This window comes from Vibrio proteolyticus NBRC 13287 (genome assembly GCF_000467125.1).
In the GTDB taxonomy this organism is placed as follows: Bacteria; Pseudomonadota; Gammaproteobacteria; order Enterobacterales; family Vibrionaceae; genus Vibrio; species Vibrio proteolyticus.
In genome coordinates, this window is sequence record NZ_BATJ01000036.1 from 1 (window position 1) to 9876 (window position 9876).

The window sequence follows — 9876 nt, forward strand, 5'->3', positions numbered from 1 at the left end:
AAGGTTGTGAACTATATCACAATCAACTTCTTTTGGAACAAAAAAATTGACTCAATCGTCAATAAATGGCGGTGAGGGAGGGATTCGAACCCTCGATACGGCTACAAACCGTATACTCCCTTAGCAGGGGAGCGCCTTCAGCCTCTCGGCCACCTCACCACTTTCATATTCCAGAAGAAATATGGCGCGTCCGGGAGGATTCGAACCTCCGACCGCCTGGTTCGTAGCCAGGTACTCTATCCAGCTGAGCTACGGACGCGCTGTGGCTTAATATCATTAAGCAGTGCAAGAATGGCGGTGAGGGAGGGATTCGAACCCTCGATACGGCTACAAACCGTATACTCCCTTAGCAGGGGAGCGCCTTCAGCCTCTCGGCCACCTCACCGTCTTGCGGAGGCACATATTACGATTTACCAAAAATAAGTCAAACATTTTCTTGGTAAAAAAAGGAAAAAGTCGCTTAACCGTTGGCTATTTAATCAAAGCGGCGGTTATTCACACTTTTCGTTATAAATCTCCAATCTACAGAGACAAAAAAGGCCAGCCAACCGGCCAGCCTCTCTGAGTAATTAGTAGTTGCCAGACGCAACGTTACCATTACCTTTTTCAGCTTGAATGCGCATGTAGATTTCTTCGCGATGCACAGAAACTTCTTTCGGAGCGTTTACACCGATGCGTACCTGGTTACCTTTCACACCCAGCACTGTTACTGTGACTTCATCACCAATCATTAGAGTTTCGCCTACACGGCGAGTCAAAATTAGCATTCTTTGCTCCTTGAGTAATCTCTGATATTTCTTGCTACGAAGCTATTATCCAACAAAAGTTATATTTTCGTAAACTCTCTTGGAAGGAGAAATCAACCCAAAAAGACTTGTTTTTGTTGGATCTCTATCGCTTCATTTGAGGTAATATACGCATCATGCAGTATGTTAGCCGCTTTGTCGACACATTCTGGCAACAGGGCCAGCATCAGTGACTGCTGGGCACAGTGATGTTGCAACACATCGATCCCCTGCTCAGCCAACAACTGATAGGCGCTATCCAGCATACTGCTAACCTGCAACCCGACCGCCGTCAGTAAGCTAACCGGTTCACTATTGCGGATTTTATCGCCGAAAACCAGCCCCAACTTAGCGCACGCATCCTGTTTTATGACGATCGCTGTCTGTTCTGGATGCTCGATCACATTCCATACCGCAATCCCCAACATCTGACACTGCGTGAGCATGCCGGACAAATGTTCGTCCTCAACATCCAAGGTGACCAAATCACGCTGGATAGCCAAACCGCAGACCGCTTTCGGGCACACTTCCCCTTTCACCAGACTGCCGGCATTGACGTCAAACGTCGACAACACCCGCAACGGCACATTGTTCGCCCAGGCAAACTGCACCGATGGCAGATGCAGGACTTTCGCCCCTTTACGTGCCATCTCTTCCATCGATGGGAAGTCGATCACATCCAGTTTCTGAGCCTGCTTCACGACACGGGGATCGCAAGTGTATATACCGTCAACATCGGTAAAGATCTGACACTCATCGGCTTTCAGCGCGCCAGCCAGTGTCACGGCTGTGGTGTCTGAGCCACCGCGTCCTAACGTGGTGATGTCCCCATTTTCATTGATACCCTGGAATCCAGCCACAATTACGATGTGCTCCTGCGCCAGCAGGTCATCAATGGTAGCGGTATCAATATGCTTAATCGTTGCGTCATTGTGTTGATTGTCCGTCACAATGTTCGCTTGTGCTCCGGTCAGAGAGCGTGCGGCATAGCCCAATTTATTGAGCGTCATCGCCAGCAGTGCCATCGACACTTGCTCACCGGCAGAGAGCAAAACATCAAGTTCGCGTGCGGTGGGTACACTGTCTACCTGTTTGGCCAGTTCCATCAGACGATTAGTCTCACCAGACATTGCCGATACCACCACGACAACTTGATTACCATCATTCTTTGCTCTAATGATGTGTTCAGCGACCGTGTGGATTCTTTCAATTGAACCCACTGAGGTTCCGCCAAACTTTTGCACGATAAGGGGCTTTTTCACCAGTCTTCACCTTCCCAAGACATACGTCTCATTGGGACCGCCTTATACGCAATAAATTGGGTATTCAGACGGTCTGTTATAACAAAAACCAAGCAGCATAATTGGCGTGACGAAATTTTCACCAATTAAACCACTTGGTTGTCAGAAAAAAATTACGCCCAATCAAAATTTATTGATTGAGCGTAGGTTTTTATGTGATTACAGACGCTCGGCAATCCAAGCGTCTACAGACTCTAGCGCGGATGGCAAAGCTCCTGCATCCGTACCACCGGCCTGAGCCATATCAGGACGGCCACCACCTTTGCCGCCAACTTGCTGCGCCACCATGTTGACCAGTTCACCCGCTTTCACTTTGCCAGTCAGATCTTTGGTGACACCGGCAATCAGGCCCACTTTGTCGCCTGCGACGTTGCCCAGCATGATGATGCCGCTACCCAATTGGTTTTTCAGCTCATCCACCATGCCACGCAGCGCTTTGTTGTCCGCGCCGTCTAATTGCGCCACCAACACTTTCACACCTGCGATGTCTTTCACCTGATCCGTCAGACTGGCACTGGCTTGTGACGCCAGTTTGTCTTTCAATTGCTGAATTTCTTTTTCCAACGCTTTCGCTTTGGCGGCCGCTTCAGACAGCTTCTCTTCCGATTTCATTTGTAGCGCTTCGATCGCATCCAGAGCCGCTTCACCAGTTACCGCTTCAATACGACGGATACCTGCCGCGATACCGCTCTCAGATGTGATCTTGAACAAACCAATATCGCCCGTATTAGCTGCGTGGATACCACCACAAAGCTCTGTCGAGAAATCCCCCATGGACAGAACGCGTACTTCGTCATCGTATTTCTCGCCAAACAGCGCCATTGCGCCTTTCTTCTTCGCAGACTCAATGTCCATGACGTTGGTTTCGATAATGTGGTTACGACGAATTTGCGCGTTGACCAGGCGCTCAACTTCTTTCAGCTCTGCTGCCGTTACGGCCTCTAGGTGTGAAAAGTCAAAACGTAGGTTTTCTGCTTTCACCAGAGAGCCTTTTTGCGTTACGTGCTCACCCAGAACCTGACGCAGCGCAGCGTGCAACAAGTGCGTTGCTGAGTGGTTTAGCGAGATAGCCGCGCGGCGCTCTGCGTCAACGATAGTGGCGACTTCATCGCCTTTGGCCAGAACGCCTTCCGCCATAACACCGTGGTGGGCGATTGCGTTGCCTAGTTTTTGAGTGTCTTCTACACGGAATACACCGGCTTCAGTGCGGATTTCACCCGCATCACCACATTGACCACCAGACTCGGCGTAGAATGGTGTTTCACCCAGCACTATGATCGCTTTGTCGCCCGCAGATAGAGAATCCACTTCGTTGCCTTCAACGAACATTGCAGCCACTGAGCTAGAACCTTTTGTCCCCGCGTAGCCACAGAATTCAGTCTGCGTATCAACTTTGATGGCTGCGTTATAGTCTGTACCGAATTGACCCGCTTCACGCGCACGCTGGCGCTGCTCTTCCATGGCTTTCTCGAAACCTTCTTCATCAATCGCGAACTCACGTTCACGCGCAACGTCGTTGGTTAAGTCAGCTGGGAAGCCGTAAGTATCGTACAGTTTGAATACGATTTCGCCGTCAAGCACTTTGCCATCCAGGCCGTCTAGCGCTTCATTTAGAATCGCCATGCCGCGCTCAAGTGTGCGACCGAAGTTTTCTTCTTCGATACGCAGGACTTTTTCGACTACCGCTTGCTGGCGTTTCAGTTCTTCACCGGCAGTGCCCATGATGTCTGCAAGTACGCCGACCAGTTTGTAGAAGAATGCGCCCTGCGCGCCGAGCTTGTTTCCATGACGGACAGCACGACGAATGATACGACGTAGCACATAACCACGCCCTTCGTTGGAAGGCATCACGCCATCCACGATCAGGAATGAGCATGAACGGATGTGGTCTGCGATAACGCGCAGAGACTGGTTCGACAGGTCTTGGTAACCAATGACTTCAGCCGCCGCTTTGATCAGTGTCTGGAATACGTCGATTTCGTAGTTTGAGTGAACGCCTTGCATGATGGCAGAGATGCGCTCGATACCCATACCGGTATCCACCGACGGTTTTGGCAGCGGTTCCATTGTGCCATCAGCGTGGCGGTTGAACTGCATGAATACGTTGTTCCAGATCTCGATGAAACGGTCACCATCTTCTTCCGGTGTACCCGGACGGCCACCCCAGATGTGCTCACCGTGATCGTAGAAGATCTCAGTACATGGACCACAAGGACCGGTATCCCCCATCTGCCAGAAGTTATCAGACTCGTAAGCTTTACCACCAGGTTTATCACCGATGCGTACGATGCGATCAGCAGGAACACCGATTTTCTTATTCCAGATATCAAAAGCTTCGTCATCGGTTTCGTACACGGTCACCAGCAGACGCTCTTGCGGCAGCTTCAGTACTTCAGTCAGAAACTCCCAGGCAAACGCAATCGCGTCTTCTTTGAAGTAATCGCCAAAACTGAAGTTACCCAACATTTCAAAAAAAGTATGGTGGCGGGCAGTAAAACCAACGTTTTCCAGGTCGTTGTGTTTACCACCAGCACGTACACAGCGCTGTGCCGTAGTCGCTCGAGTGTAGGCTCGCTTTTCCAGACCCAGGAAGCAGTCTTTAAACTGGTTCATCCCTGCGTTTGTAAACAGCAGGGTTGGGTCGTTGTGTGGAACCAACGATGAACTTTCTACGATTTGGTGTCCTTTGCTCTCAAAGAATTTGAGGAACGCGTTACGAACCTCATCAGTGCTCATGTACATGCAGCTCTTCCTGAAAATAGTCGAGTGAAAATTTTGCCGTATTGTAGATCATGGCGAACTCTTCGACTAGTTTTCTTGCAGAAAAGCTACAATTGCCGGGTATGAACCCGCTAAGTTGCGGAAATGTGGTGGGAGAATTGGTACCGTTAATCCGGCTGCGCGGTCAAGGCATAACTGATTTGCTCAAAGCTGAACCCGCGATACTGCAGAAAACGGACTTGTTTGGCGTATTCTTTCTGATCCTGGGGAACGATACCTTTGAATTTTTTCTCTGCGGTCTGTCTGGCCAGTTCAAACCAGTCTTGGGGTTCGTGCTCAAACGCTTCGTCGATCACCGCATCGGCTACCCGCTTTTGCTTCAGTTCCTGACGGATCCGGCGCTCACCATGGCCTTTGTAGACGTGTTGACGGATCTGGCTTTTGGCGTAACGCAGATCATCGAGAAACTGGTGCTCAAGACAGAAAAGGATAGCCGCCTCGATCTCTTCACTCGGGTAACCTTTGACCGCCAGCTTCTGGTACAGCTCATACTCACCGTGATCACGACGGCTCAGCAGTTGCACCGCGGCTTCTTTGACCGACAAGGTCGGTGGTGTATTTCTCTGATACATAGTTTGCTTGCTCAGATAAACAAAAGCCCCGCACAGGCAGGGCTTTGACTATTTGGAAAGTGCTTAAAACTCTTCTTCCTGCTCCGGCATTTCACCGGCGCCAGCCTGAGGCTCTTCCGCCAACGCTGGCGTCAGCAGCATCTCACGCAACTTCGCATCGATGGCTTTAGCCGCCTCGGTGTTCTCTCTCAGGAACTTGCACGCGTTTGCTTTACCCTGGCCGATTTTCTCGCCATTGTAGCTGTACCATGCACCAGCTTTTTCCACCAGTTTGTGTTTCACACCCAGATCAACCAGTTCACCTTCACGGTTGAAACCCTGACCGTACAGAATCTGTGTTTCGGCTTGTTTGAATGGTGCCGCGATCTTGTTCTTCACCACTTTGATGCGGGTTTCGTTACCAACCACTTCATCGCCTTCTTTGATGGAGCCGGTACGACGGATATCCAGACGCACAGAGGCGTAGAATTTCAGCGCGTTACCACCGGTAGTTGTTTCCGGGTTACCAAACATCACACCAATCTTCATTCGGATCTGGTTGATGAAAATACACATACAGTTCGACTGTTTCAGGTTACCCGTCAACTTACGCATTGCCTGAGACAGCATACGTGCTTGCAGACCCATGTGACTGTCGCCCATCTCACCTTCGATTTCCGCTTTTGGTGTCAGTGCGGCAACCGAGTCCACCACCATCACGTCAATCGCACCAGAACGTGCCAATGCGTCACAGATTTCCAGTGCCTGTTCACCCGTGTCCGGCTGAGACACCAGCAGCGCATCAATGTCTACGCCCAGCTTCTTAGCGTAAATCGGATCCAGTGCGTGCTCGGCATCGATAAAAGCACACGTTTTTCCTTCACGTTGCGCAGCGGCGATCAGTTCCAGAGTCAGCGTGGTTTTACCAGACGACTCAGGACCGTAAACTTCAACGATACGGCCCATTGGCAGACCACCCGCACCCAGAGCGATGTCCAGAGAAAGTGAACCGGTCGAGATGGTTTCAACATCCATCGTACGGTTGTCACCCAGGCGCATGATTGAGCCTTTACCGAATTGTTTTTCAATCTGACCTAACGCGGCGGCCAGCGCTTTCTGTTTGTTCTCGTCCATCACTTTCTCCGTTGTGCACACCCAGACGGTGGCGAACTGAATCTGGTTGAACTCACATTGGTGAGTTGAATTGTTGTTTATTATACTGTTGATTCATACAGTGTCCATAGCTGTGTGAAAAAAAGTTGTGCGGCTGCGCGTGCTCCGTGGCCAAAGCCAGCGGATCGCTCTTTCGCAGCGTTAGTTTTCAAGATGCTGGCAGATCACGTTCAGCGCATGTGTCACCGCTTTGGCGCGCACCGTGGCACGATCGCCTGCAAAATGACAAGTTTCAATCTGCAACCAGCCCGGCTGATCGGCAAAACCAAAACAGACCGTTCCTACAGGTTTGTCCTCACTGCCGCCATCAGGACCCGCAATACCGCTGATCGCCACCCCGATGGTGGCATGAGAATGCTGGAGCGCCCCCAGCACCATTTCTTTGACCACAGGCTCACTGACGGCGCCATGCTGCGCCAGTGTTGCCTCACTGACCCCCAGCATTTCCATTTTTGCCGCGTTGCTGTAGGTGACAAACGCGCGATCAAACCATTGTGAGCTACCCGCAACATCGGTCACAGCGCTGGCAACCCCTCCTCCCGTGCAGGATTCAGCCGTGGTCATCACGTGCTGATTATCGCGCAGCAATGCGCCCAATTTCTGACTGAGTGAGATGTGTAATTCCATGACTGAAAAACCTCTTTGTGCCTTTTCGCCCGATTAGGATTCACGTATCCTAAGCCGCTATGAAAATAAACAAAAGACGTAACCCGTGAAAGCTGATCAAAAACACACTCCAATGATGCAGCAATACCTCAAGCTCAAAGCTGAGAATCCGGAGATATTGCTGTTTTACCGCATGGGAGATTTCTACGAGCTTTTTTATGACGACGCCAAGCGCGCTTCACAGCTGCTGGATATCTCTCTGACCAAGCGTGGCGCTTCCGCCGGTGAACCCATCCCGATGGCTGGCGTACCTTTTCACGCCGTGGAAGGGTATCTGGCCAAACTGGTGCAACTGGGCGAGTCGGTGGCCATCTGTGAACAAATCGGCGATCCGGCGACCAGTAAAGGCCCGGTAGAGCGCAAAGTGGTCAGAATTGTCACTCCGGGCACCGTCACCGACGAAGCGCTGCTGTCTGAGCGCGTCGATAACCTGATTGCGGCGATCTACTATCACGATGGCCAGTTCGGTTATGCCACGCTGGATATTACCTCAGGTCGCTTCCAGTTGAGCGAGCCGCAGAGCGAAGAAGCCATGCAGGCAGAATTGCAGCGTACCTCACCTCGTGAACTGCTGTTCCCGGAAGACTTTGAACCGGTTCACCTGATGTCGAACCGCAACGGCAACCGTCGTCGTCCGGTGTGGGAGTTTGAACTCGATACCGCCAAGCAACAACTCAACCAGCAGTTTGGCACCCGGGATCTGATTGGTTTTGGTGTGGAGCACGCCAAACTCGGCCTGTGTGCGGCTGGGTGCCTGATCCAATACGTCAAAGACACACAACGCACAGCACTGCCACACATCCGCTCTCTGACGTTTGATCGTCAGGATCATTCGGTCATTCTGGATGCCGCTACCCGGCGTAATCTGGAAATCACGCAAAACCTGTCCGGTGGCACGGACAACACCTTAGCCGATGTGCTGGATCGTACGGCGACGCCAATGGGCAGCCGCATGCTCAAGCGCTGGCTGCATCAGCCGATGCGCTGCATTGATACGCTTAATCAGCGTCTGGATGCGATCGGAGAACTGCGGGATCAGGCGCTGTTTGCGGATCTGCACCCGGTTCTGAAACAGATCGGCGATATCGAGCGTATTCTTGCCCGATTGGCCCTGCGCAGTGCCCGTCCCCGCGACATGGCCCGGTTGCGAAATGCCATGCAGCAGTTGCCGGAACTGAGCGGACTGCTCGAGAGCGTCCGCCATCCCTATCTGGGTAAACTGGCCCAGTTCACCGCTCCGATGAACGAAGTGTGCGGTCTGCTGGAACGCGCAATCAAAGAGAATCCACCGGTGGTGATTCGTGATGGTGGCGTGATTGCCGAAGGCTACAATGCAGAGCTGGACGAGTGGCGTAATCTGGCGGACGGTGCCACCGAGTTCCTCGACCAGATGGAGGCGGAAGAGCGCGAACGCCATGGCATCGACAGCCTCAAAGTCGGCTACAACAACGTGCATGGTTTCTTTATTCAGGTCAGCCGTGGCCAAAGTCATCTGGTGCCGCCGCATTACGTTCGCCGTCAGACACTGAAAAACGCCGAACGTTACATTATTCCGGAGCTCAAAGAACACGAAGACAAAGTGCTGAACTCCAAATCCAAGGCGCTGTCGCTGGAAAAACAACTGTGGGAAGAGCTGTTTGACTTGCTGATGCCCCATCTTGAGCAGATGCAGAGCTTAGCCTCGGCTCTGTCTCAGTTGGATGTCCTGCAAAACCTGGCCGAACGTGCTGACTCGCTCGACTACTGCCGCCCGAGCCTGACGCAGGCAGCGGGCATCCATATTCAGGCTGGTCGCCACCCCGTGGTGGAACAGGTGATGGACGAACCGTTTATCGCCAACCCGATCGAACTGCATCCACAGCGCAAGATGCTGATCATTACCGGTCCGAACATGGGCGGTAAGTCGACGTACATGCGCCAGACAGCCTTGATCGCTCTGATGGCACACATCGGTTCCTATGTGCCAGCGGAAGCGGCGCAAATCGGTTCCATTGATCGTATCTTCACCCGTATTGGCGCCTCGGACGATCTGGCTTCCGGACGCTCTACTTTCATGGTCGAGATGACGGAAACGGCCAATATCCTGCACAACGCGACACAGAACAGCCTGGTCTTGATGGATGAAATTGGTCGTGGTACCAGTACTTACGACGGTCTGTCACTGGCCTGGGCCAGCGCGGAGTGGCTGGCGACACAAATCGGTGCTATGACCCTGTTTGCCACGCACTACTTCGAACTGACCGAATTACCGGCGCAACTGCCGCACCTGGCGAATGTACATTTAGACGCGGTCGAACATGGTGACAGCATTGCCTTCATGCACGCGGTTCAGGAAGGGGCCGCCAGTAAATCGTACGGTCTGGCGGTGGCCGGTCTGGCGGGTGTACCGAAAAGCGTGATCAAAAATGCGCGTACTAAGCTGCATCAGTTAGAGCAACTCAGCCACCTCGGTGACACGCCGGCGAAAGGCAATGGCGTTGATATCGCCAATCAACTCAGTTTGATCCCGGAGCCAAGCGAAGTGGAAGAAGCTCTGGCGAACATAGATCCCGACGATCTTACGCCTCGTCAGGCACTGGAAGAGTTGTACCGACTGAAAAAACTGCTCTAAAACGGCAC

7 protein-coding genes and 3 tRNA genes are annotated in these 9876 nt (G+C 52.2%); 1 reads left to right on the top strand and 9 read right to left on the bottom strand.

Annotated features, from left to right (window positions below; translation table 11 throughout):
* Nucleotides 1-66: 66 nt before the first annotated feature.
* The 9 genes from VPR01S_RS21675 to pncC all read right to left on the bottom strand — a co-directional run bounded on the left by VPR01S_RS21675 (nucleotide 67) and on the right by pncC (nucleotide 7218).
* A tRNA-Ser gene (locus VPR01S_RS21675) sits at nucleotides 67-159 on the bottom strand.
* A 23-nt stretch (nucleotides 160-182) separates the two neighbouring features.
* Nucleotides 183-259, bottom strand: a tRNA-Arg gene (locus VPR01S_RS21680).
* A 33-nt stretch (nucleotides 260-292) separates the two neighbouring features.
* A tRNA-Ser gene (locus VPR01S_RS21685) sits at nucleotides 293-385 on the bottom strand.
* Nucleotides 386-569: 184 nt separating this feature from the next.
* Nucleotides 570-767 carry a carbon storage regulator CsrA gene (gene csrA / locus VPR01S_RS21690; RefSeq protein WP_004415691.1) on the bottom strand — a complete coding sequence of 66 codons (198 nt, stop codon included), beginning with the start codon at nucleotides 765-767 and terminating at the stop codon, nucleotides 570-572.
* A 92-nt stretch (nucleotides 768-859) separates the two neighbouring features.
* Nucleotides 860-2047: an aspartate kinase gene (locus VPR01S_RS21695; RefSeq protein WP_021707502.1), complete on the bottom strand. Its 1188-nt coding sequence runs from the start codon at nucleotides 2045-2047 to the stop codon at nucleotides 860-862.
* Between the two features lie 198 nt (nucleotides 2048-2245).
* Complete coding sequence (gene alaS / locus VPR01S_RS21700; protein WP_021707503.1) at nucleotides 2246-4828, bottom strand: alanine--tRNA ligase; 2583 nt, start codon at nucleotides 4826-4828, stop codon at nucleotides 2246-2248.
* Between the two features lie 146 nt (nucleotides 4829-4974).
* On the bottom strand, nucleotides 4975-5439 hold the full coding sequence (gene recX / locus VPR01S_RS21705; protein WP_021707504.1) for a recombination regulator RecX: 465 nt from the start codon (nucleotides 5437-5439) through the stop codon (nucleotides 4975-4977).
* 63 nt (nucleotides 5440-5502) lie between these two features.
* Nucleotides 5503-6552: a recombinase RecA gene (gene recA / locus VPR01S_RS21710; RefSeq protein WP_021707505.1), complete on the bottom strand. Its 1050-nt coding sequence runs from the start codon at nucleotides 6550-6552 to the stop codon at nucleotides 5503-5505.
* A 180-nt stretch (nucleotides 6553-6732) separates the two neighbouring features.
* The gene (pncC, locus tag VPR01S_RS21715; protein WP_021707506.1) at nucleotides 6733-7218 is read right to left on the bottom strand and encodes a nicotinamide-nucleotide amidase; all 486 of its coding nucleotides are present in this window, start codon (nucleotides 7216-7218) and stop codon (nucleotides 6733-6735) included.
* An 85-nt stretch (nucleotides 7219-7303) separates the two neighbouring features.
* On the opposite strand from pncC, the gene mutS reads away from it, so the two are divergent.
* Nucleotides 7304-9868, top strand: coding sequence for a DNA mismatch repair protein MutS (gene mutS, locus VPR01S_RS21720; RefSeq protein WP_021707507.1), 2565 nt, complete (start codon nucleotides 7304-7306; stop codon nucleotides 9866-9868).
* Nucleotides 9869-9876 lie beyond the last annotated feature (8 nt).